Here is a 21,491-nt window from a genome sequence, read left to right as displayed (position 1 = left end):
GGAGAAAGACCATGCAAGCCCGTCTCAACATCGCCAAGGCCGCCCCCGACGCTTACAAAGCCGTCGCTGCGCTCGATCAATATGTTGTCAAGGAGAGCGGCCTCGAGCCTGCGATCGTCCACCTCATCAAGCTCCGCTCGTCGATCATCAATGGCTGCGCCTTCTGCGTCGACATGCATGTGAAGGAATCCCGTCACGACGGTCTCAGCGAGCAGTGGATCAACATGATGTCGGTCTGGCACGAATCGACGGTCTATACGCCGAGCGAGCGCGCGCTCCTCGGCTGGGTCGATGCTGTCACACTGATCGCGCAGACTCGCGCACCCGATTCCGATTATGAAGCGCTGCGCGCGCATTTCTCGGAAGAGGAATGCCTCAAGATCACCGTGGCGATCGGCGCCATCAATGTCTGGAACCGTCTCGCCGTCGGCTTCCGCGTTCCGCACCCGATCGAGAAGTCGAAGGTTGCCGCCTGAGCGCACGCTTCGGCAGGGATCGATAAGCGAAAGGCCGGGTTGAAACTTCAACCCGGCCTTTCTTGGTTTCCGCTCTCCCCAACCGATGTGTCAGGCAATATGACTAGTGGTCAGAAAAGCTTCGCGCCAGACGCATCCACGACCTTGCCCCAGCGGGCGTAATCGTCCTTGATCGTCTTGGCGAAAGCCTGAGGCGTCGAGGTCGTGATGCTGAGGCCCTGCTTTTCAAGACGCTCGCGAACATCCGGCAGCGCGCCGATGCGCACCACTTCGGCGTTCAGGCGATCAATGATGGCATCGGGCGTCCCTGCAGGCACGACGAGGCCAAACCAGGAGTCGACGACGAAATCAGACACGCCTGCTTCCGCCGGCGTCGGCACATCGGGAAGCTGCGACGAGCGCTCGCGGCTGGTGATAACGAGACCCTTGACCTTGCCGTCGCGGATCTGCGGCGCCAGCACCGTCAGCGTGTCGAAAGACAGGTTCACCTGGTTTCCGAGCAGTGCATTGACCGCCGGCGCGCTGCCCTTGAACGGCACATGCAGCAGATCCGTCTCGGTCAGGCTCTTGAACAGCTCGCCGCTCAGATGGCAGAGCGTGCCGGGTCCGCACGACGAGTAGGTGAATTTGCCCGGCTCGCGCTTCGCAGCAGCAACCAGCTCCTTGACGCTGGAGACCGGCGTATCCGGGCTGGCCGCGAGCACGTAAGGCACCGACGCGAGCATCGCCACCGGCGTGAAGCTCTTGAAGGGGTCGTAAGAGATGGTCTTGTTAATATGCGGCAGGATCGTGAGCTGCCCCGCCGGCGCCAGCGACAGCGTGTAGCCATCCGGATCGGCCTTGGCGACAGCGTCGGCAGCAATAGCCGTACCGGCACCAGCCTTGTTCTCGACCACAATAGTCTGCTTCAGCGCCTCGCCGAGCTTGTCGGCATAGACCCGCGCCGTGATGTCCGCAGCACCGCCCGGCGGGAACGGAACGATCAGCTTGATCGTCCGGCTCGGCCAGTTGTCAGCGAACGCCCCCGTTGCGCCGGAAACCAGCAGTACTGCCGCGAAAGCACCTGAGACGAGTCGAGAAGACATGACGGACCGCACGGTCGTATTCCTTATGATCGATGATGAGAGTGTTTTGCCCGTGGCTCCCGCGACGTTTCGCCGAGATTTCGCAATCATTTCAGCGATATGAGACCACGTTTCTTGTCATTGAAAATGTCATCGAGACGGGTTTCCGACAAGGAAACGCCTTTGCAAATAAGATCTGGACGATGGTGGATTGCTATCGTCGAACGGGCGGATGCGAGAAGTTGCTTCTTTTGACGGAACTATTCGGCAGCGGAACCTTATGTTCTGATCGGACCGTCGGAGTCGGAGAGCATCATGACCGAGCTGAACCAGTCGACCGAGAAGAGCCGCTACCTCAGCGCCCCGAAACGCCCTGACTTCACGCTGGACCAGGACTGGGGCTCCTACTCCGCCGCCGAGCACGATCGCTGGGACCGTCTGTTCGCCCGCGCGCAGACCGTCCTGAAAGGCCGCGCCTGCGATGAATTCCTCGCCGCACTGAAAACGCTACAGCTGTCCGAATCCGGCATTCCCGATCTGGAGAAACTGAGTGCCCGTCTGACGCCGCTGACCGGTTGGCAGGTCGTGCCGGTCGCCGAACTGGTGCCCGACGAGATCTTCTTCGATCATCTTGCCAATCGCCGCTTCCCGGCCGGCGCCTTCATCCGCCCCGAACACGAAATGGACTACCTGCAGGAGCCCGACATCTTCCACGACGTCTTCGGGCACGTTCCGCTATTGGCGAACCCGGTCTATGCCGACTTCATGGAGGCCTATGGAAAAGGCGGCCAGCGCGCGATGGCGCTCGGCCAGTTGAAAAACCTGGCACGATTATACTGGTACACGGTGGAGTTCGGGCTGATGAAGAGCGCGGACGGGTTGCGCATCTTCGGCGCCGGCATCCTATCGTCAGCAACAGAGTCGGTCTTCGCGCTGGAAGACGCCTCGCCGAACCGGATCACGTTCGACCTCGAACGCGTGATGCGGACGAACTACATCATCGACGATTTCCAGCAGAGCTATTTCGTCATTGAGAGTTTCGAGAAGCTGCTGCAGGACAGCTATCAGGATTTCGGCGCACTCTATACCCGGCTGGCCAAAGCAGACGACATCGCGGCCGACGAGGTGACCCCTGAGGATCACGTCATCAGCCGCGGGACGCTAGACTATTTCAAGCGCAAGCGCGCGTCAGCCATTCATTGACTGGATGCGGAATTTAGCCGGCGACGCGCCGAAGCGACGGCGGAAGCTGCGGTGGAAATAGGATAGTTCGTTGAAGCCGCAGGCGGCCGCGACTTCGCTGATCTTCAGGCTGCACTGCCGATCGCCGGTCAGCATGCTGCGGGCCTTTTCAAGCCTCAGCTCCATGATGCGATCGGTGATGCTGAGGCCGGAGCCCTGCAGCAAATCCTGAACGTAGCGGACGGACAGGCCGAGCTTCTCGGCGACCACCCGGGTCGAGAACTGCTGGTCAGCAAAGCTCTCATTGATCTGGTTGATCACGCTGGCGATCCGCGCTCCGCGCAGGCCGCCGACCTCGGTGAGGTTCACGGGGTCCGGCTTTTCGATGCTGTGCACCTTGGCACGGTCGGATCCAAAGTCGGAGTGGCTGCTGAATGCGAGATTTGTGTTTTCCATGTTCCCAATCACCGCCCATTGCAATGTGTGCGGTGATAGGTCGTTGGGACCCCGGCAAAAGGTTCAACGCATCGTATAAATTTATACGGTGGGCTTAACGCCCCTCCAGCTCCGGTGGCGGCGACCGATCCAGAACGTCACCTTTGGCGCCTTCCAGCAGGTTCAGCTCCACATTCTCCACGACCAGCGGGCCGCGTTTGCGCTTGAGGTCGGCCACTTTCTCGATCCTGGCAAAGGCCGCCCGCCATTCCGGATTGGCTGCGGCATTTTGTTCCCCCACCAGCAGAAGCTTACCGGACAGCTGCTCTGCACTCGGCTCCGGCATGTTCACCCAGCGAATGCGCTGGGTGCGCTGGAAGACACAGGTCCCCTTAGGCAGATAGAAAGTGAGCCAGCCTGTGGTGCCGTAATCGGGCGCCACCACGCACGTGGCCCCGACACGGGCGCGAACCGCCTCGACGTCGGCCGCCAGTTCGACGAAACCCACGCCGATGCTGCGTACTGTCGCGTCACGCTTGTAGCCGGACAGCAGACCCGTATTGGCCTGCATCACCAGTGCTGTGAACATGACGACGCCGGTCGGCCCCGCCCAGCGCAGGCAGAAATCAACCGTGCGCTGCTCGCGCGGCTTCCATTGCACGATGGTTGCCGCGACGGCAGCAATGATGGCCAGTGTCGGATAGACCGGCGCGAACCAGTTGGCCTCGACGCGGCTGTGCAGCGCATGCCAGCCGAAATACAGCACGATGACCCAAAACATTGCATTCAGCAGCACCCGCGCCGGCCACGCTCCGGGCTTGCGGACGGCCAGGGCGTAGAGACCCATCACGCCGAGAATGAACACCAGCGGTGTCGCGAAGGCGAATTGGGTCGGAATCAGTTCAGCGATGAAGGCCGGATTGAAGTGATCGATCCGGGCGCGTCCGAGTTGCTTGATGAAGGACACCCAGCCATGTTCGGCATTCCAGAACAGCACCGGCGAGAACACCGCGAGCGCTACGAGGCCGCCGAGATAGGGCCATGGCGAGATGAGCCAGCGCCGCATCTTTGGCACCGCAATCAGCCAGATCAGGATCGCCGGCCCGAAGAACAGTGCAGTGTATTTCGACAGCAGCGCTACGCCGATGGCCACGCCCACCGCGAGCCACCACGCGCCCTGCCCGGTGGCCAGCACCTGGGCCAGGGTCAGCAACACGAAGCTCGAGGCGACCAGCACGGGCGCATCCGGCGTGACGATCATCAGCCCGACCGACGTGATCATGGTGGCATTGAGCAGGATCACAGCCGTTGTCGCGATCCGCTGGCCGCCGAACAGCAGCTCCGCCGTACGATACACCGCCCAGCTCATCGGCAACGCCAGCATGACCGAAACGACGCGTACACCGAATTCGGTATCGCCCGCGATCATGGTGCCGAGCCGGATCACCACCGCGACCATCGGCGGGTGGTCATAGTAACCGCCGGCCAGATGTTTCGACCACATCCAGTAATAGGCTTCATCGAAGGTCAACGGCGTCCAGGCAGCCGCCGCGAGCCGCAGCAGCACCAGACCGACGACCACGGCCGCAGTGCCGCGAACCAGCCGCAGTTCCTGCGCGGTCATCCAGCGGTCACCGTTTCCGCCACACGAAGAGGCCCGACATCGCGTAGTTCCAGACCACGCCCATCAGCGCGCCGGAAGCGCCCGCCAACCACCAGATCGGCTCCTGGTCGAAGACCGACCAGGCCACGCCGACATTGGCGAGCAGACCCACGCTGCAGACCACGTAGAAGATCGCCAGACCGCGCAGGATGCCGAAACCTTTCAAACGCTGGTCGCGATAGGTCAGGAAATTGTTGAGCAGGAAGTTGCCGGTCATCGCGCAAAACGCCGCAATGGCCTGCGCCTCCGCGAATGGCGGATCGAACACTTCCAGCGTAACAAACAGCACGGCGAAATGCACGAACAGGCCGATCGAGCCGACCATAGCGAACAGCAGGAAACGCAGCGATACGGTATCGTTGGTCAGCTTCGCCAGCACCAGGCCCAGGAAATCGAGCGCCACCATGGAATCGAGCTTGCTCTCGCCATGCAGCCGCGAACCGAAGGTGTAAGGCACTTCGACAACGCGCAGATCGCCCTCGGCGGTCGCGACGACATCGAGCAAAATTTTGAAGCCTTGCGTTGAGAGCTTCGGCGCCAGTTGCTCGAAGCGATCGCGGCGGATCATGAAGAAGCCACTCATCGGATCGGCGATCTTCACGCGCAGCACGCGCTGCGCCACAGCAGTCGCGAATTTGCTGGCGCCGAGGCGCTGCTGGTTGAAACTGTCCGCGCTGCCGCCCTCGATGTAGCGGCTGCCGATCACCAGTTCGGCAGCGCCGCTCTCGATCAGGCCGAGCATCTTGCCGAGTTGGGTCTCATCGTGCTGCAAGTCTCCGTCGATCACTGCCGCGCAGGGCGCGCTGGAGGCCAGCATGCCCTCGATACAGGCGCCGGACAGGCCGCGGCGCCCGATGCGGCGGATGCAGCGGATGCGCGAGTCACCCCGCGCCAGCTCACGTACCGCGTCGGCCGTGCCGTCCGGCGAATTGTCGTCGACGAAAATGACTTCCCAGGAAATGCCGACCAGCGCTGCGTCTAGCCGCTGCACCAGAGTGGCGACATTGCCGCGTTCGTTGAAAGTGGGGACGACGACGGACAGCTGCAGCGGAGCACCCGCCTGCAATATCTGTCCGGGCCCCGGTCTGATGGCTTCGTTCATGGCGCCAGCATATATCTGCCGCGCCGGACCATGCCAAGGCGGACAGGGAACGGCGAGGCCTTAACAGGTGCCGGAACAAGCCATCAGAGGGGGAATGGCCAGAAGTGGCCCAAAAATGCCAACGACCCCGAACAACAGGCGCACGTACATCCGGCGCACCAAGCTATTCAAGGTCGTTCCAGCGCCGGAGCTATTAAGCATCATCGTCGCCGTTAGAAACAAAATAGGGATGCTGGAGGCATTCCGCAAGGGGTGTCCGGGACTGCTTCCAACGCCGCATTCCGGCCATAAACACCGCACCCTGGCACGATTCTGTTGCTGGCGAGCTATAGCCAGTCTTGCAGGTGCCCGCTACCTTGCCCCGGTCAACAGCGGCGCGTTCGCGCGGTTTTCTGAGGCGGAAGCCCCGCCTGAACCGCGACCACAATCGTCTCCGCGCGTGATAATCGGAGATGCCATGCGACGCTCGCTCGGACCATGCCTATTCGCTGCATCGCTGACGCTGGCATCCTTCGGCACCAGCCATGTCACCGCGCAGACAATTGATACCGTCACGACGACGCTGCTGTCCGATTCGCGCGTCATGGCCGCGCTCGATGCCATCAAGGCCGACGATGCCCGCGCGCTGAAAGAGCAAATCCGGATCACCGAAATTCCCGCGCCTCCGTTCAAGGAGAACGTGCGCGGCAACTATATTCTGTCACGGTTTCAGGAACTGGGCTTCAAGGACGCCGTGATCGACGCCGAGGGCAATGTGATCGCCCGGCGCAAGGGCACCGCCGGAACGCCGAAGCTGGTCATCTCCGCGCATCAGGACACTGTCTTTCCCGAAGGGACTGACGTCACGGTGAAGGAAAAGGACGGCGTCTATCTGGCTCCGGGGATCGGTGATGATGCCCGTGGGCTCGCAGCATTATTGTCTTTGATGCAGACCCTCAACACGCAGCAGATCTCGACGGTCGGAGACATCATGTTCGTCGCCAGCGTCGGCGAAGAAGAGCTGGGCAATCTGCGCGGCGTCAAAGCCCTGTTTCGCGACAACAAGGACATCGACGGCTTCATCTCGATCGACGGACTCGGCGTCACGCGGATCGTCAACCAGGGAACGGGAAGTCACCGCTACGAGATGATTTTCAAGGGTCCGGGCGGTCACAGTTTCCAGGAGTTCGGCTTGCCAAGCGCGACCCACGCGCTGGGTCGCGCGATCGCGAAAATCTCGGAGCTGCAGACACCCGCGGAGCCGAAAACCACCTTCACGGTCGGAACGGTGAGTGGCGGCACATCCGTCAACGCCATCGCTGCCGAAGCACGCATGACGATCGACATGCGATCGAATTCGACCGAAGAACTGTTGAAACTTGAAGCGAGGCTTCTCGATCAGGCGAAGGACGCAGTTGGTGAAGAAAACAAACGCTGGGGATCGGACAAGATCACTGTCGAGATCAAACTGATTGGCGACCGTCCGGCCGGCGTTGTCGCAGAAGACTCTCCCCTTGTGCAGGCGACCGCGCGCGCCGTGACCGCTCTGACCCGGGCGCCCCATGTCACCTTCGCCGGCTCCAGCACAGACTCCAATCTCGCGATGTCACTCGGCATCCCTGCGGTGACCATCGGCGGCGGCGGCCAGGGCGGTAACTGGCATTCGCGCAATGAATGGTACAAGCCCGTCGACGCTTATATCGGGCCGCAAAATGCACTGCTGACGATGCTGGTGCTGACCGGCGTGGAGGGCGTAACCAAGCCGGTGCTGCCAGCGCGGCACTGAGTAACACGGCGAATACTGAAAGGATCGGCCTCACAATGGTTGCGAAATCCGGACAAATCCGTATCGGCATCGGCGGCTGGACTTTCGCGCCGTGGCGCGGGGTGTTTTATCCGGAAAAGCTCACGCAGGCGAAGGAGCTCAGTTACGCCGCATCCAAGCTGACCTCGATCGAGATCAACGGGACCTTCTACGGCTCGCAGAAGCCGGAGAGCTTTCGCAAATGGGCGGGCGAAGTACCCGAGGATTTCGTATTCTCGCTCAAGGGGCCCCGCTTCGCAACCAATCGCCGGGTGCTCGCCGAAGCCGGCGACAGCGTGAACCGGTTCTACGATTCCGGCGTGCTCGAACTCGGTGACAAGCTCGGACCCGTTCTGTGGCAATTCGCGCCGACCAAGAAATTCGACGAAGCCGATTTCGGGAAGTTTCTCGAATTGCTGCCGGCCGAGCTCGACGGCCGCAAGCTACGCCATGTGGTCGAGGTCCGTCACGACAGTTTCTGCGTGCCGGCTTTCATCGCACTGCTGCGTCAGTTCAAGACGCCCGTGGTGTTCTCCGAACACGCCACCTACCCGGCAATCGCCGACGTCACCGGCGACTTCGTCTATCTGCGTTTGCAGAAAGGTGAAGACAGCATCAAGACCGCCTACCCGCCGAAGGCGCTGGACGCCTGGGCCAAGCGCTTCCAGACTTGGGCCGACGGCGGCGAGCCGACCGACCTGCCCCGCGTCGATGATGCCAAGGTCAAGAAGCAGCCGCGCGACGTGTTTGCCTATGTGATCCACGAAGCGAAGGTACGCGCCCCACATGGCGCCATGGCGCTGATCGAACGGGTGACGTAGCGCCCACGCGCGTTGCTCAATCGAGCTTGATGCCGGCCTCACGGATCAGTTTTGTCCAGGTCGCATGTTCTGATGCGATGAAGCCATCGAGCTTGTCGTCCGGCATATCCCAGGGCTCGCCGCCGCTCTTCTCGAAGCGCTCCTTCAGATCGGGCAGCACGGCGCGAATATCCTGGCGCAATTTTACGATCACCGCCGGCGGTGTCTTCGCGGGCACGAAGATGCCGAGCCATGAATCCACATCGAGGCCGGGCACCCCCGCCTCCGCCATGGTCGGCACGTCCGGCGCCAGCGGGCTCCGCTTTGACGACAGCACCGCAATGCCCTTCACCTGCCCCGACTGCACATAAGGCAGTCCCGCGGCAATCGAGTCGAAGAACAGGTCGATGCGGCCCGCCAGCAGATCGGCAAAGGCGGCCGGCGATCCCCGGTACGGCACTTCCTGCAGTTTAACGCCGGCCGACTTCATGAAAGCCGCGGCCACCAATTGCTGGCCGGTGCCGACGCCGGCCGTCGCTACCGTGATCGAACCCGGCTTGGCTGTCGCCTCCGCAACGATCTCCTTCGGCGTCTGCTGCGGCAGATCCTTGCGGCCGACCATGACGTAGCCAAACTTGTAGACCAGCGCGACCGGGACGAAATCTTTCAACGGATCATAGGCAAGCTTGGCGTAAAGCGCGGAGTTGAACGCCATGTTGGAAAGGCCTCCGACCATCAGCGTATAGCCGTCGGCCTCGCTTTGGGCCGCAGCCTGTGTGCCGACGACAGTACCCGCGCCCGGCTTGTTCTCGACAAAGAACGCCTGCCCCGTTCGCTTCGCCAGCGCGTCGGCGAGATGCCGCCCGACCAGATCGTAGCTGCCGCCGGGCGCGATCGGCACGATAATTCTGACCGGACGATCCGGATATGCGCCTTGCGCGAAACCTGCTGAATGAAACGACACGAGCGCGAGCGCGGCCACGCTCAGAGCACCAACCATGCGAACCATCTATTCCCCCGGTGATATCAGCCATTGAATTGGCGGAGTTTGTTGAGTTCACTATGTGTCATGTTGCAGATGGGAGCAACGGCCTCACGGCCGGCCGCGACATTGTGCCAATCATTCGTCGATCACGGGGATGCTCACATGGCCCGCAAGACGCCTCGCCTCTTCACTGTCGGTTACGAGCAGACGCCAGCAAAGGCCGTGCTCGATGAACTACAAAATGCCGGCGTCAAGCTGCTGGTCGATGTGCGTGCCGTCGCCGCGTCGCGGCGGCCGGGTTTCTCCAAGAACCAACTCGCCGCCGGCCTCGAAGAGCGCGGCATCGGCTACATCCATCTGCGCGGACTGGGCACGCCCAAGGATGGCCGCGAAGCCGCGCGCAGCGGCAAGCTCGCAGCGCTTGAGAAGATCTATATGGCCCATCTCAAGACACCGCAGGCACGGGAGGAGATGGATGAGCTGGCGGCGCTGGTGACGAAGTCCGGACCGGTCTGCATCCTCTGCTACGAGCGCGACCACGAACACTGTCATCGGCGCTGGATCGCCGAGATCATCGAAGAGCGCGAAGGTGCCAAGGTTCAGAACCTGCTGCCGCCGCAGTTATGACGGCGTTTAGATCACTCCAAACAGATTTTTTCGGATTCTTACTTATCCACACTGGACGGCGGCTTATCCCCAGTATAATCTACCTTAAGTTGCATTTTATGGTTGCGTTTCTGTTGCGTTGGGTGGGGGCTCGATGCGTTGGGGACTGGCGTTACGCGCATTATGCTTTGCTGCAGCCGCGATGGTTTGCGGCAGTGCGGTTGGACAGGATATCGCCGACGCCGATTTCAGTGTAGAGCCGGCGTCCGGCTCGTCGTCTTTCTGGTCGCCCCTCTTCGACACCCGCATCAAAGAACGGCGCGCCTTCGATTTTCTCTCCGGCGGCATGCCGGACCGCCTGATGTATTTCGGCGGTGTCGATGCGTCGCATTGGAGCCTCGGCGCCTATGGCGGCCTGCAATGGGCCCCCGCCGGACTAAACAAGGATGGCTTCATCCTGCGTTTCTTTCTGTCCGAAAATCTTGAGCGCTACACGACAGGCACCCGCTCCGATTACACCCAGATCAGCCGCGCGGCGATCCTGCCGGGCTACCTCATGCGAAGCGGTAATCTGGAAATTCAGCTATTGGCTGGCCTCGATATGGAAGCCGACTATTTCTACCACGATCAGCGCCGCTCCCGGCTTCGTGCGATGCTCGGCGCGCGGGGCACGATGGATGTCTGGTGGGAGCCGACACGCGAGCTGATGCTGCAATATGCCATCTCGGGCACGACCATCGATACTGGCTATACCACGCGCATTGCGGCCGGTTGGCGCCTGTTCGATTTGTTCTGGATCGGCCCGGAGGCCGCACTGTCGAATGACTATTTCAGCCAACAGACCCGGATCGGCGGCCATCTTACTGGCTTGCGCACCGGCCCCTACGAATGGTCGTTCGCCGCGGGACATGTACGGGACAATTTCGAGCGCCAGGGAGTCTATGCGCGCTTCGGCATTGTCATGCGACCGCCCCGCGCGCCGTTCTTCGAGAACTGACGCGGCACTCAGCCGAGCCGCCAGATCGCCTGCGGCGCGTCATAGCCGCGGATCGGCACATCACCGAGCAGCTCCGCATCGTCGCAGGCATTGCCCAACGCATCGCGTATGGGCGCCGAGATCAGCAATTGCGAGCCGAACTGCTTATTGAGTGCTTCCAGCCGTGCCGCGAAATTCACGGTGTCGCCGATGACGGTGTATTCCTTGCGGCGCGGCGAACCGACATTGCCGGCAATGACCGCGCCGAGATGAATGCCGATGCCGATGCGCAGCGGCCATCCATTGCCGCGGTTGTTCTCTTCCATCGCCGCGAGCATCTGCCGCGCGGCTTCGACGGCGCATTGTGCGGCGTTGGGATCTTCGATCGGCGCGCCGAACAGCGCGAGAAAGCCGTCGCCGAGAAACTTATTAACGATGCCGGAATGCCGGTCGAGCACGTCGACCAGCACGGCGAACGCTTCATCCAGTCGCTGGACCACCTCCGCCGGCGTGTGTGTCCGCGTTGCCGCGGTGAAGTTCCGGAAGTCCACAAACATGACCGCGACCTGTCGCATCTCGGTCGTGGGCGATGCGCCCGACGAGAGCAGCTGCTCCACGACTTGCGGGGAGACATGCTGGCCGAACAGGTTGGTCACGCGGTCGCGCGACGACGTGGCAGCGATGCTGGCCTCGAACTGCCGCTTGAGCTGGACGCCGACGCCGCCTGCCAGCACGCCGGCGACCAAAAGAATGGTCGCACGCACGAGCTGGAAGGCAATATCGGGGGGCGGCTCGGCCGCATATGCCGCCGGATGATACAGCATCGCCAAGACGAACATCTGCACGGCCGAAACCAGTCCTGTAAAGGCTGAGAGCCAGAAATCCAGTCGCAGGGTTGAGAGGATGATGAACAGGAAATACGTAAAGGGTGCAGCGAAAGCGAGACCCGTCTCCGGCCCCATCCAAGTCATGTGCAGATAGAGCGCGGCAGTCGGCAGGGACGTTTCAATCAGGGCGCTGAAATAGCGCCGCAAAACCGGGATATCCTTGCGTTGTTTGATGCGGCGGCCAACGAGATATAGCACACCCAGTTCGAACAGCAGGAACGGCGCCGTGATCACCCATGTCGCGGTCAAATTGAAACCGCCCCGGGACATTTTCACGAAAGCAGAGGGAGCGACGAGCTGTGCGATGGACGCCACACTGACCAGCACTGCGACCGTGATGATGAGGGCCTTGAGACGCAACTGCTCCGTCAGCAGCATCTGATGCGACAACGCATTGCGAAATTCGCGGACGGACGGTTCGTCGTCGGCAGGCTTCAGAAATGTCCGGAAAAACTGAATCATCGCGGCACTTTAGCTGCCGCGCACCGTTTGAACGAGAATTTTGTCGGTAAATGCTAGCCCTTGGCGTCGCAGGCCCAGGCCCGGATGACGCATTCCTTGCCACCATAGTCGTAGCATTTCTTGGTCGCCTGATTCAGCGAGCTGGAAATGCGCGGCGCCACCGCATAGCCATGCGCGCCGCAGGGGTTCTTCATATCGACGGCGAAGGCGGCGCAAGCACGGTTGATCTTCACCGTCGTGCAGTCGCCCTTGCACTGCTTCCTGGCAGCGGCCAGGGCCGCATCCTGCGCCGGATAGTCGAAGGCCTGGCCATAGGCACCGCACTTGCCTACGGCCAAGGCGCCTGCGGCCCAAGCCGCGTCCATGGCGCCGACGCTCATCAACAAGACAACGGCGAGAATCGCGCGACGACGCGCGGCAACAAACAGTGACAATTTCCCCTCCCCCGAGGCCGAACGAGGCAGACGCTACAGGGAGGGCGTTTCAACTTGGTGAACGAAAGTGAAATGCGGCGGGCCGCAGCATGCGCCACGTGCTAGCCGCTCCGCGCGTCTTCCAGCGCCTGCGGCGTGTCGATATCAAGGAAGGCGCCGTGGCCTTCCACGGCCACGTCGGCCACTGCTTCGGCGTGCTTCATGATCAGGTGCCGCGCGCCGATATCGCCGTCCAGCGTCATCAACTCACCGAAGAAGCGCCGCGACCACAGCACGGGGTTACCGCGCCGGCCATCGCTCACGGGTACGGCAATGAGGTTGCCGCGATCCGGCGCAAAGGCTTCGATCAGCCGGTCGATCAAGCGCGCATCGATCAGCGGCATGTCGCCGAGGCAGACCACTGCCCCATTGGCATCGGCGGGAACGGCCGCAATGCCGGCTTTCACCGAACTGGCGAGACCATCCGCGAAATCCGGATTGTAAACGAACGCAACCTTGAGCCCGACCAGCGCCTTCTCGACCTCCGGTGCCTGATGGCCCGTAACGACGGTCACGCTGGACGCCTTCGATGCGATGGCCTGTTCGACGACTATCCGGACCAATGCCTTGCCGTTGAGTTCGGCTAGCAGTTTGTTCGGCCCGCCCATTCGGGTCGAGCGGCCCGCAGCCAGAACGACCGCCGCAACATTGCTGTTGCCGTCGGTGCCGACGGGCACGCGCGGTTGCGGCCGGGTGACGATTTCCATTAGCAACCCGCCGACGCCCATGCCGGTGAGATCGGCGCGGGTAACCTTGAGGCCGGCCAGCAGCCGCATCAGCACCCAGTCGAAACCGTTTTCCACCGGCGACCGCGCACAGCCCGGCGCACCCAGCACCGGCACGTTGCCGGCCCTGCCGATCAAGAGGAGATTGCCGGGATCGACCGGCATGCCGAAATGCTCGATGGCGCCGCCGATCTGCTCGATCGCCGACGGAATGACGTCACGGCGATCGGCAATGGCCGAGGCGCCGAACACAATCACCAGTTCGGCGCCGAGCCCGAGCAATTCCTTGATTGTCTTCGCCAGCACTTTCTCGTCGTGCGGCACGCGGCGCTCGGCGATGATCTTCGCACCGGCAGGCGCAAGGCGCTCTTCGGTAACACGCAGCGTCTTGTCGATCACCTTCGGCGACAGCCCCGGCAACAGCGTCGAGACGATGCCGACTTTCTTGACCGTGTAAGGCGCGATCCGCATGGCGCCGCCCGAGGCAGCCTGGACGGCAGCGTCGCGCAGCGTACCGGCGACGCCGAACGGAATCAGCTTGACGGTTGCGATCATCTCGCCTTCGACAACCGGCTTGTAGGCCGCCAGTGTTGCAAAGGTGATCGCTTCGTCGACGGCATTGATGCGATCGACGATGGCCCGATCGACGACCAGCACGCCCGGAGTCCCCGCAAACAGATTGGCACGGCCCGTGAAGGCTCGCTCGACATTGACGCCCTCGCCCGCCACTGCCTGCGCGATACTGGCCGCAGCAACGTCCTCGGACACATCGCCGTCTTCGAGACGCACCACGACAACATCCTTGACGCCCGCGCCGGTCAGCGCGGCGACTTCATCGGGACCGATGGTGGTACCTTTCTTGAGAACGAGCGAGCCCTGACGCAGTGTATGGACGGTCACGCCGCCAAGCGCATCCGCCGGACTGGCGGGACCGAACTTCATGGGTTGCTCACTTTGGACAATTCCGCGGGTATCGTCTTGGGTATGCGCAGTTCGGCGGTGATCTCGGCCATGATCGAGACCGCGATCTCCGATGGCGAAACAGCACCAATGTTGAGACCGATCGGCGCCTTGATCCGCGCGAAATCCGCTTCGCTGACACCCTGCGCCTTCAGCCGGTCGGCGCGCTTGGCGTGGGTCTTTCGCGAGCCCAGCGCGCCGATATAGAAGCAGTTCTTCTCGAACGCGTGCAGTAGCGCGGGATCATCGATCTTCGGATCATGGGTCACCGCAACGAAGGCTGTGTAATGATCGATGTTGAGGCCCGGCAGCGCCTCATCCGGCCATTCGGCGATCAGCTTCACGTCCGGGAAACGCTCGGGGCTGGCAAAAGCCGTGCGCGGATCGACCACGGTGACGTCGTAATCCAGCGACCGCGCCAGCGGCGCCAGCGCCTGGCTGATATGGACGGCACCGATGATCACGAGGCGCGCGGTCGGCGCGTAAACATTCAGGAACAGCTTCTTGCCATCGGACTCGACCATCGCGCTCTTGCCCATGCGGAGCTGCTTGTCGAGCTCGGCATGCAGCGGATCAGCGCCGAAGTCGGCGGCCTTCACCAGGCGTTGTGTTCCATCGGATATATCGGTGACCAAAATAACGGGGCGCCGAGCGGCGCGTTCCGTGTTCAGGATGGCAAGTGTCTCGGCCTTCACGACTGACCGACCTTCTCGACGAACACACGAATGGTGCCGCCGCAGGACAGGCCGACATTCCAGGCGGTTTCGTCGGCCACGCCGAATTCGAGCAATTTGGGTTCGCCACTCGCAATCACATCGAGCGCCTCGGTGACCACGGCGCCTTCGACGCAGCCGCCGGAGACTGAGCCCAGGAAAGTGCCGTCGTCGTTAATGACGAGATTCGAGCCTGCGGGGCGCGGCGCCGAACCCCAGGTCTCAACCACGGTGGCCAGCGCCACGCCGTGCCCGGCCTTCTGCCACGCCTCGGCGGCCTGCAGGATGTCTTCATCGCGATTGAGCATGGAAGCCTCTCTTAAGCTGCGGGCCGGATCAGGCTGCGGTGATGGACCGGGGGCGCCGATGACAGCGCCTTGATCAGTCCGTCGATCGAACTCAAATTATGTACCGGGCGGAATTCGTCAACGTGCGGGAGCATCATTTTGATGCCCTGAGCCTTTGGCTCGAAGCCGTCGAAGCGCAACAGCGGGTTGAGCCAGATCAGCCGCCGGCAGGACCGATGCAGCCGGTCCATCTCGAAGGCCAGTTGCGAATCCGCCTCGCGCTCCAGTCCGTCCGAGATCAGCAGCACGATGGCCCCCTGGCCGAGCACGCGGCGGCCCCAGAGCTTGTTGAAGTTGTGCAGCGACGCGGAGATGCGCGTGCCGCCGGCCCAGTCCTCTACCGAGGCCGAGCACGAGGCCAGCGCCTCGTCGGGATCGCGCGACCGCAGCGCCCGCGTCACATTGGTCAGCCGGGTGCCAAACAGAAAAACCGAGACGCGCTTACGGGCGTCCGTGATGGCATGAAGGAAGTGCAGGAATAGCCGGGTATATTCACTCATCGAGCCGGAGATATCGAGCAATGCGACAATCGGCGCCGGCTTGTCGATCAGGCCTAGCCTGCGGATATCGACGATGTCGCCGCCGGTGCGCAGGCTGCCGCGCAGCGTGCGCCGCAGATCGAGCCGCGCGCCGTGCTTGTCCGGCCGGGTGCGGCGTGTGCGCAGTTCAGCTTGCGGCAGCCGCATATTGGCGATAGCGCGCGTGACCTCGGCGATCTCCGCGGCGCTCATCTGGGCAAAATCCTTCTTCTGCAAAACCTCGCGGTCGGAGACCGACAGCCTGATCTCCTGCTCCTCCGGCGCCTCGCGTTCTTCGCCCTGTGCCGGCTGCGCCATCGCCTCCTGCACGCGGCGCGAGGCCGGCGGCGGCTTGCGCTCGGCATCGTCGGGCAGCGGCACCGAATCCAGCATCTGCTTCCATTCGTCGGCCGCTCGGAAGAACAGATCGAAAGCCTGGGCAAACACCAACGCATGCTCGTGGCGTTTGACGAAGATCGCTTCCAGCGTCGTGAATACGTCGGCGCGCTTGCCGATCTCGATCATCTGCAAGGCATTCAGCGCATCGATCACCGCACCCGGCCCGACCGGTAGCCCGGCGGCGCGCAGCGCACGCGCAAAGCCGATGACATTGTCTGCCATCTGGCCAGTCGGTGGATTGAGATGGTCGATGGGCATTCTTGTCCCTCTGTCATTCCGGGGCGTACGCGCCTTCGCGTACGAACCTCAGCCACTCCAATTGGAGTGGCGGGGAATCCCGAGATGTTTTGCACGATGAACATCACGAGGTTCCGGGTTCGACGCAAGTGCGTCGCCCCGGAACGACGAGCGTGTTAGGTGTCGCTCGTCGCTTCCTTGATCACCTTCGCCAGCGCATCGCCCTGCATGCGCTGAATGTCGTCCTGATACTTCAACAGCGCGCCCAGCGTATCGCCCACCACCTGCGGCGTCAGCGAGCGGGCATCGAGTTCAGTCAACGCGGTCGCCCAGTCCAGCGTCTCGGCAACGCCTGGCGACTTGTAGAAATCCTGGTCGCGCAGCGCCTGTACGAACTTCACCACCTGCTGCGAGAGCTTGGCGGAAATGCCCGGCACGCGCGACTTGACGATGGCGAGTTCGCGCTCGGCGTTGGGATAGTCGACCCAGTGATACAGACAGCGCCGCTTCAGCGCGTCGTGAATCTCGCGGGTGCGGTTCGATGTGACGATGACGATGGGCGGCGCCGGCGCCTTGACCGTGCCGAGCTCGGGGATCGTCACCTGGAAGTCGCTAAGGATCTCGAGAAGATAGGCTTCAAATGCCTCGTCCGCACGATCGAGTTCGTCGATCAGCAAGACAGGCGCACCATTCACATCCGGCTCCAGCGCCTGCAGGAGCGGACGCTTGATCAGATAGCGCTCGGCGAAGATGTCGCTGGCTAGCTGATCACGGTCGGTATCGCCGGCAGCTTCCGCCAGCCGGATCGCGATCATCTGCGAGGCGCTGTTCCACTCATAGACAGCGGACGAGACATCGAGACCTTCATAGCACTGCAGCCGGATCAGCTTGCGGCCAAGCGCGGCCGACAGCACCTTGGCGATCTCGGTCTTGCCGACGCCGGCCTCGCCTTCGAGGAACAGCGGCCGGCCCATCTTTAGCGACAGATAGGTCACCGTCGCCAGCGATCGCTCAGCGAGATAACCGCGCGATGTCAGCAATTCCAGCATGCCATCGACGGAAGTGGGGAGCGCCGATGGCTTAGTCATGAGAGAACCAATCCGGAAAAGTGCGGACCTGACAAATATCAGGCCCGGTTGTTGGCGGCTTCGACCGCGCGCTTGGCCAACACGCCGATCAGATGCGCGCGATATTCGGCGCTACCATGGAGATCGCTGTTGAGGCCTTCGGCCGGCACCGTAAGCCCGTCCAGCGCCTTTGGCGAGAACCGCTTCTGCAACGCAGCCTCGTACTCCTCGACGCGGAACACGCCGTCCGAGCCTGCACCGGTGACCGTGACCCGCACGCCCGAAGGCAGACGCGCCACGAACACACCGACCAGCGCGTAGCGCGAGGCCTGGTTGCGGAACTTGATATAGGCGGCCTTCTTCGGCACCGGGAAAGCGACCTTGGTGATGATCTCGTCGGCTTCCAAGGCCGTGGTGAACAGGCCCTGGAAGAACTCTTCCGGCTTCAGCTTGCGCTTGTTGGTGGTGATGATGGCGCCGAGCGCCATTACGGCTGCAGGATAGTCCGCGGTCGGATCGTTGTTGGCGAGCGAACCACCGATGGTGCCCTTGTGACGCACAGCAGGATCGCCGATCAGGCCGGCGAGTTCGGCCAGTGCCGGAATGGCTTCGCCAACGATCGGCGATGACGCGACAGCGGCATGCTTGGCTAGCGCGCCAATCACCAGTGAACGGCCTTTCATCTCGATGCCGTCGACACCCTCGATATGCGAGAGATCGATGATGTGCGGCGGCGCGGCCAGACGCTGCTTCATGACCGGCACCAGCGTATGGCCTCCGGCGATCAGCTTCGCGTCTTCGTTCTTGATGAGGAGATTGGCGGCCTGCCGCACGGTCGACGGACGATGATATTTGAATTCGTACATAGGTAATCCCTGGGATCGTCTTGCGATCCCGAGGGATCGCGCTGCGCGATTATCATTATGCGTCGTTAGGCGAGCGACCTTTAAGCCAGATCGGATTTTTCCATCGCCTTGGCGCCGGCTGCGATCGACGCCACGATGTTCTGATAACCGGTGCAGCGACAGAGATTGCCTTCGAGTTCTTCGCGGATCAGGTGATCCGAGAGATCATGGCCCTTGCGATGCACGAGGTCCACCGCGGTCATGATCATACCGGGAGTGCAGAAGCCGCACTGCAGACCGTGATGCTCGCGAAACGCTTCCTGCATCGGATGCAGCGGCGCGCCATCGGCTGCGAGACCTTCGATGGTCTTCACCTCGTGGCCATCGGCCATGACAGCGAGCGTGGTGCAGGACTTCACGGCCTTGCCATCGAGATGCACAACGCAGGCGCCGCATTGCGACGTGTCGCAACCCACATGGGTGCCGGTGAGCCGCAGATTCTCACGCAGAAACTGCACCAGCAATGTGCGCGGATCGATATTGCCGGTGACGGGATTGCCGTTCACGATCATCGAGATTTTGGCCATATGCACTCTCTTGGTCCGCACTGCCATTGCGTGGCTGAACGGTCATTAAAATCATTCCAAATGCATAATATGGCCCATCCCGGCAATGAGCAACCTCAAGTCGGGACGGTCTCCGGTGCGTTTTTAGCGCGGTATCAAGAACACTTGATCGCCGCCATCGGATAGTCAAAGCCTAGCCCTGAACGGCCTTGGCAAAGTTCGAGAAGAACTCGTCGGCAATCTTCTTGGCCGAGCCGTTGATCAGGCGCTGGCCGAGCTGGGCCAGCTTGCCGCCGATCTGGGCCTCGACGTTGTAGGTCAAGAGCGTGCCGCCATCCTTGTCGGTCAGGCCGACGACAGCGCCGCCCTTGGCGAACCCGGCTACGCCGCCCTCGCCTTCACCGGTGATCTTGTAGCCGTTGGGCGGATCGAGATCGCTCAGCGTGACCTTGCCCTTGAAGCGGGCGGAAACCGGGCCGACCTTGATCTTGGCGGTGGCACGAAAGCCGCCTTCCTCTGTGGTCTCGAGCTCTTCGCAGCCCGGGATGCAGGCCTTCAGCACTGCGGGGTCATTGAGCTTTCCCCATACCACGTCGCGGGGCGCGGCAAGCTGGACTTCACCGCTCATCGTCATGGCCATGGGTCTGTCTCCTGAATTTGTCGCCGTCCGGAATTGAGGCTGTCATCCCCAAGGGATTGCCCCCAATCCCAAGTAATGTACGGACGGCGCAAAGGAAAGACCGTCCGGCGGGATGGGGCGATGCCTATTCGCAATGCAACAGGCGACGGCGGCAAGGGGATTGCCGGGGGATTGGCAGACTCTCGCCGGAATGGTTAGGGTCCCGCACAGATGAGCACATCCCTGTCCCCTTTGCTGGCGCCCTTGTTGTCGAGCCCCGCGATGCGCGCGGTTTGCGATGATACCGCCCATTTGCAGCACATGCTGGACTTCGAAGCCGCACTGGCGCGGGCCGAGGCCGCAGTCGGGGTGATTCCCGCCAGCGCCGTGACGGCCATCGAGGCCGCCTGCAAAGCCGACCAATTCGATCTGGCCGCATTGGCCGAGGCGGCTACCCGCTCCGGCAACCTCGCAATTCCGCTGGTCAAGACGCTCACCGCCAAAGTGGCGAAGGCCGATGCAGAGGCCGCGCGCTACGTGCATTGGGGCGCCACCAGTCAGGACGTCATCGACAGCGCAACCATGCTCGGCCTGCGCGCCGCGATCGACGCCCTGCTCGCGGATCTCGACCGCGCCATCGCCGGCTTTGCAGCGCTTGCGATCAAGCACCGCAAAACCGCCGTGGTCGCCCGCACCTGGCTGCAGCATGCGCTGCCGATGCCGTTCGGGCTGAAGCTTGCTGAATATGCGTCGGCACTGCACCGCTCGCGCCTGCGCCTGAAGCGATTGCACGCCGAAGGCCTCGCACTGCAATTCGGCGGCGCCGCCGGCACGCTGGCTGCGCTCGGCGACAAGGGCCTCATCGTTGCAGCGCAACTCGCCAAGGAGCTGCAGCTGCCGCTACCCGATGCGCCGTGGCACACCCATCGCGACCGTATCGCCGAAGTGGCTTCAGTGCTGGCGATCCTGTCCGGCAGTTGCGGCAAGATCGCCCGTGACGTCTCGCTGATGATGCAGACGGATGTCGGCGAAGCGTTCGAACCGTCCAGTGAAGGCCGCGGCGGCTCCTCGACAATGCCGCACAAGCGCAACCCCGTGGCATCGGCTTCCGCGCTTGGCGCCGCGACCATGGCTCCGAATCTGGCTGCAACGATCTTTGCCGCGCAGATCCAGGATCACGAACGCAGCGCCGGACCGTGGCACGCGGAATGGCCGACGCTGCCGACGCTGTTGCTGGTAACCTCCGGTGCCCTCGCCGCTGTCGTCGACATCGCCGAAGGGCTCGAAGTCGATGCCATCAGGATGCGCCTCAATCTCGACACGACGCATGGGCTGATCATGGCGGAAGCCGTGACCTTTGCGCTCGCCGAAAAGCTCGGCAAGAGCGACGCCCATCATCTGGTCGAGGCCGCCACCAAGCGCGCCGTCGCCGAGAAGAAACATCTGCGCGATATTCTCACGGCCGATCCCAGGGTCAGCGCGCAGCTCAACGCCGCCGCCATCGCCAAATTGTTCGAGCCGATGGACTATCAGGGTGTCTCGCAGGCCCTGATCGACCGTATGCTCGCCTCACTCAAGTAATAAAGAAACGCGGGAGACCC

Annotated in this window: 22 protein-coding genes; 7 read left to right on the top strand and 15 right to left on the bottom strand. The window is 62.5% G+C overall.

All coding sequences use genetic code 11. From position 1 onward, the window contains the following. Positions 1-11 precede the first annotated feature (11 nt). Positions 12-476 carry a carboxymuconolactone decarboxylase family protein gene (locus A4A58_RS21940; RefSeq protein ID WP_068736067.1) on the top strand — a complete coding sequence of 155 codons (465 nt, stop codon included), beginning with the start codon at positions 12-14 and terminating at the stop codon, positions 474-476. A 110-nt stretch (positions 477-586) separates the two neighbouring features. On the opposite strand, the gene A4A58_RS21935 is transcribed toward A4A58_RS21940, so the two are convergent. Then, entirely contained in the window at positions 587-1,561 is a 975-nt protein-coding gene (locus A4A58_RS21935; protein ID WP_068736066.1) for a Bug family tripartite tricarboxylate transporter substrate binding protein, read from the bottom strand. A gap of 294 nt (positions 1,562-1,855) precedes the next feature. Between A4A58_RS21935 and phhA the strand changes: the two genes are divergently transcribed. Further along, positions 1,856-2,743: a phenylalanine 4-monooxygenase gene (gene phhA, locus A4A58_RS21930; protein ID WP_068736065.1), complete on the top strand. Its 888-nt coding sequence runs from the start codon at positions 1,856-1,858 to the stop codon at positions 2,741-2,743. Here phhA and A4A58_RS21925 read toward each other — a convergent pair. The 3 genes from A4A58_RS21925 to A4A58_RS21915 all read right to left on the bottom strand — a co-directional run bounded on the left by A4A58_RS21925 (position 2,729) and on the right by A4A58_RS21915 (position 5,922). Then, positions 2,729-3,178, bottom strand: coding sequence for a helix-turn-helix transcriptional regulator (locus A4A58_RS21925; RefSeq protein WP_068736063.1), 450 nt, complete (start codon positions 3,176-3,178; stop codon positions 2,729-2,731). The genes phhA and A4A58_RS21925 overlap by 15 nt on opposite strands. Before the next feature lie 94 nt (positions 3,179-3,272). Further along, positions 3,273-4,781, bottom strand: coding sequence for a glycosyltransferase family 39 protein (locus tag A4A58_RS21920; RefSeq protein ID WP_068736061.1), 1,509 nt, complete (start codon positions 4,779-4,781; stop codon positions 3,273-3,275). A 7-nt stretch (positions 4,782-4,788) separates the two neighbouring features. Beyond that, complete coding sequence (locus tag A4A58_RS21915; RefSeq protein ID WP_068736059.1) at positions 4,789-5,922, bottom strand: glycosyltransferase; 1,134 nt, start codon at positions 5,920-5,922, stop codon at positions 4,789-4,791. 67 nt (positions 5,923-5,989) lie between these two features. Here A4A58_RS21915 and A4A58_RS21910 point away from each other — a divergent pair, with 67 nt between their 5' ends. Beyond that, positions 5,990-7,687: a M20/M25/M40 family metallo-hydrolase gene (locus A4A58_RS21910; RefSeq protein ID WP_244499828.1), complete on the top strand. Its 1,698-nt coding sequence runs from the start codon at positions 5,990-5,992 to the stop codon at positions 7,685-7,687. A 35-nt stretch (positions 7,688-7,722) separates the two neighbouring features. Next, positions 7,723-8,526 carry a DUF72 domain-containing protein gene (locus A4A58_RS21905; RefSeq protein WP_068736055.1) on the top strand — a complete coding sequence of 268 codons (804 nt, stop codon included), beginning with the start codon at positions 7,723-7,725 and terminating at the stop codon, positions 8,524-8,526. A gap of 16 nt (positions 8,527-8,542) precedes the next feature. On the opposite strand, the gene A4A58_RS21900 is transcribed toward A4A58_RS21905, so the two are convergent. Then, positions 8,543-9,514: a Bug family tripartite tricarboxylate transporter substrate binding protein gene (locus A4A58_RS21900; protein ID WP_068736053.1), complete on the bottom strand. Its 972-nt coding sequence runs from the start codon at positions 9,512-9,514 to the stop codon at positions 8,543-8,545. A 138-nt stretch (positions 9,515-9,652) separates the two neighbouring features. On the opposite strand from A4A58_RS21900, the gene A4A58_RS21895 reads away from it, so the two are divergent. Next, positions 9,653-10,117 carry a DUF488 domain-containing protein gene (locus A4A58_RS21895; protein ID WP_068736051.1) on the top strand — a complete coding sequence of 155 codons (465 nt, stop codon included), beginning with the start codon at positions 9,653-9,655 and terminating at the stop codon, positions 10,115-10,117. 133 nt (positions 10,118-10,250) lie between these two features. Beyond that, entirely contained in the window at positions 10,251-11,093 is an 843-nt protein-coding gene (gene bcsS / locus A4A58_RS21890) for a cellulose biosynthesis protein BcsS (RefSeq protein WP_081421992.1), read from the top strand. An 8-nt stretch (positions 11,094-11,101) separates the two neighbouring features. Here bcsS and A4A58_RS21885 read toward each other — a convergent pair whose 3' ends face one another. The 10 genes from A4A58_RS21885 to A4A58_RS21840 form a co-directional block, all read right to left on the bottom strand. Then, positions 11,102-12,421 carry an adenylate/guanylate cyclase domain-containing protein gene (locus A4A58_RS21885; RefSeq protein WP_068736048.1) on the bottom strand — a complete coding sequence of 440 codons (1,320 nt, stop codon included), beginning with the start codon at positions 12,419-12,421 and terminating at the stop codon, positions 11,102-11,104. Positions 12,422-12,474: 53 nt separating this feature from the next. Next, positions 12,475-12,855, bottom strand: a complete 381-nt coding sequence (locus A4A58_RS21880; RefSeq protein ID WP_433993646.1) for a DUF4189 domain-containing protein — start codon at positions 12,853-12,855, stop codon at positions 12,475-12,477. Between the two features lie 101 nt (positions 12,856-12,956). Next, positions 12,957-14,561, bottom strand: coding sequence for an NTP transferase domain-containing protein (locus tag A4A58_RS21875; protein ID WP_068736044.1), 1,605 nt, complete (start codon positions 14,559-14,561; stop codon positions 12,957-12,959). After that, the gene (locus A4A58_RS21870; RefSeq protein ID WP_068736042.1) at positions 14,558-15,274 is read right to left on the bottom strand and encodes an XdhC family protein; all 717 of its coding nucleotides are present in this window, start codon (positions 15,272-15,274) and stop codon (positions 14,558-14,560) included. Before A4A58_RS21870 ends, A4A58_RS21875 begins: the two co-directional genes overlap by 4 nt. Further along, positions 15,271-15,600, bottom strand: coding sequence for an XdhC family protein (locus A4A58_RS21865; protein ID WP_068736040.1), 330 nt, complete (start codon positions 15,598-15,600; stop codon positions 15,271-15,273). Before A4A58_RS21865 ends, A4A58_RS21870 begins: the two co-directional genes overlap by 4 nt. An 11-nt stretch (positions 15,601-15,611) precedes the next feature. After that, complete coding sequence (locus A4A58_RS21860) at positions 15,612-16,814, bottom strand: vWA domain-containing protein (protein ID WP_068736038.1); 1,203 nt, start codon at positions 16,812-16,814, stop codon at positions 15,612-15,614. Positions 16,815-16,969: 155 nt separating this feature from the next. Beyond that, positions 16,970-17,881, bottom strand: coding sequence for an AAA family ATPase (locus A4A58_RS21855; protein ID WP_068736035.1), 912 nt, complete (start codon positions 17,879-17,881; stop codon positions 16,970-16,972). A 38-nt stretch (positions 17,882-17,919) separates the two neighbouring features. After that, positions 17,920-18,726, bottom strand: a complete 807-nt coding sequence (locus tag A4A58_RS21850) for an FAD binding domain-containing protein (protein ID WP_068736033.1) — start codon at positions 18,724-18,726, stop codon at positions 17,920-17,922. 80 nt (positions 18,727-18,806) lie between these two features. Beyond that, entirely contained in the window at positions 18,807-19,292 is a 486-nt protein-coding gene (locus A4A58_RS21845; RefSeq protein WP_068736031.1) for a (2Fe-2S)-binding protein, read from the bottom strand. A 172-nt stretch (positions 19,293-19,464) separates the two neighbouring features. Continuing rightward, positions 19,465-19,911: an SRPBCC family protein gene (locus tag A4A58_RS21840; RefSeq protein ID WP_068736029.1), complete on the bottom strand. Its 447-nt coding sequence runs from the start codon at positions 19,909-19,911 to the stop codon at positions 19,465-19,467. Positions 19,912-20,121: 210 nt separating this feature from the next. Between A4A58_RS21840 and A4A58_RS21835 the strand changes: the two genes are divergently transcribed. Beyond that, positions 20,122-21,471, top strand: a complete 1,350-nt coding sequence (locus tag A4A58_RS21835) for a 3-carboxy-cis,cis-muconate cycloisomerase (protein WP_068736026.1) — start codon at positions 20,122-20,124, stop codon at positions 21,469-21,471. Positions 21,472-21,491: the final 20 nt, after the last annotated feature.

The sequence above is a fragment of the Tardiphaga robiniae genome (assembly GCF_001618955.1).
GTDB classification, from domain to species: domain Bacteria; phylum Pseudomonadota; class Alphaproteobacteria; order Rhizobiales; family Xanthobacteraceae; genus Tardiphaga; species Tardiphaga robiniae_A.
The sequence above is the reverse complement of the archived record's forward strand: the minus strand, read 5'-3'. Positions and strand labels throughout refer to the sequence as shown.

Coding starts and splice junctions, on each gene's coding strand:
- A4A58_RS21940 (WP_068736067.1), top strand. CDS start 12: ATGCAAGCCCGTCTCAACATCGCCAAGGCCGCCCCCGACGCTTACAAA.
- A4A58_RS21935 (WP_068736066.1), bottom strand. CDS start 1,561: ATGTCTTCTCGACTCGTCTCAGGTGCTTTCGCGGCAGTACTGCTGGTT.
- phhA (WP_068736065.1), top strand. CDS start 1,856: ATGACCGAGCTGAACCAGTCGACCGAGAAGAGCCGCTACCTCAGCGCC.
- A4A58_RS21925 (WP_068736063.1), bottom strand. CDS start 3,178: ATGGAAAACACAAATCTCGCATTCAGCAGCCACTCCGACTTTGGATCC.
- A4A58_RS21920 (WP_068736061.1), bottom strand. CDS start 4,781: ATGACCGCGCAGGAACTGCGGCTGGTTCGCGGCACTGCGGCCGTGGTC.
- A4A58_RS21915 (WP_068736059.1), bottom strand. CDS start 5,922: ATGAACGAAGCCATCAGACCGGGGCCCGGACAGATATTGCAGGCGGGT.
- A4A58_RS21905 (WP_068736055.1), top strand. CDS start 7,723: ATGGTTGCGAAATCCGGACAAATCCGTATCGGCATCGGCGGCTGGACT.
- A4A58_RS21900 (WP_068736053.1), bottom strand. CDS start 9,514: ATGGTTCGCATGGTTGGTGCTCTGAGCGTGGCCGCGCTCGCGCTCGTG.
- A4A58_RS21895 (WP_068736051.1), top strand. CDS start 9,653: ATGGCCCGCAAGACGCCTCGCCTCTTCACTGTCGGTTACGAGCAGACG.
- bcsS (WP_081421992.1), top strand. CDS start 10,251: ATGCGTTGGGGACTGGCGTTACGCGCATTATGCTTTGCTGCAGCCGCG.
- A4A58_RS21885 (WP_068736048.1), bottom strand. CDS start 12,421: ATGATTCAGTTTTTCCGGACATTTCTGAAGCCTGCCGACGACGAACCG.
- A4A58_RS21875 (WP_068736044.1), bottom strand. CDS start 14,561: ATGAAGTTCGGTCCCGCCAGTCCGGCGGATGCGCTTGGCGGCGTGACC.
- A4A58_RS21865 (WP_068736040.1), bottom strand. CDS start 15,600: ATGCTCAATCGCGATGAAGACATCCTGCAGGCCGCCGAGGCGTGGCAG.
- A4A58_RS21860 (WP_068736038.1), bottom strand. CDS start 16,814: ATGCCCATCGACCATCTCAATCCACCGACTGGCCAGATGGCAGACAAT.
- A4A58_RS21855 (WP_068736035.1), bottom strand. CDS start 17,881: ATGACTAAGCCATCGGCGCTCCCCACTTCCGTCGATGGCATGCTGGAA.
- A4A58_RS21850 (WP_068736033.1), bottom strand. CDS start 18,726: ATGTACGAATTCAAATATCATCGTCCGTCGACCGTGCGGCAGGCCGCC.
- A4A58_RS21845 (WP_068736031.1), bottom strand. CDS start 19,292: ATGGCCAAAATCTCGATGATCGTGAACGGCAATCCCGTCACCGGCAAT.
- A4A58_RS21840 (WP_068736029.1), bottom strand. CDS start 19,911: ATGGCCATGACGATGAGCGGTGAAGTCCAGCTTGCCGCGCCCCGCGAC.
- A4A58_RS21835 (WP_068736026.1), top strand. CDS start 20,122: ATGAGCACATCCCTGTCCCCTTTGCTGGCGCCCTTGTTGTCGAGCCCC.